Source organism: Zwartia panacis, assembly GCF_030410395.1.
GTDB lineage: Bacteria > Pseudomonadota > Gammaproteobacteria > Burkholderiales > Burkholderiaceae_B > Zwartia > Zwartia panacis.
Genome location: NZ_JAUHHF010000045.1, coordinates 1 through 309, shown reverse-complemented (window position 1 = coordinate 309; position 309 = coordinate 1). Strand labels below are relative to the sequence as shown.

The window sequence follows — 309 nt, the reverse complement described above, 5'->3', positions numbered from 1 at the left end:
TGACCCGCGCCAAAGCCAATATGAATGCTCGAAGAATCTATTCGGCACAAGTCGAGCGAGCGAGCGGCATTATTTGCGATCAGACGATATTGCTCAACGGGTTTTACGCGACCCAACATTACCCAGAGAACTTGAGGCGCGTTCGATTCAAGGATGTCGAGAGTGGCAAGACGCTCATATTCCTGACCAACAACTTTGTCTTGCCGCCGCTGACGATCGCAGCGCTTTACAAGAATCGCTGGCAAGTCGAATTGTTCTTCAAATGGATCAAGCAGCACCTGAGAATCAAGAAGTTCCTGGGCAACAGCG

At 50.5% G+C, this 309-nt stretch carries 1 protein-coding gene; it reads left to right on the top strand.

From position 1 onward, the window contains the following. Positions 1–309: transposase (locus tag QWY30_RS15885; protein ID WP_290242671.1), on the top strand; the 309-nt coding region annotated here is incomplete at both ends.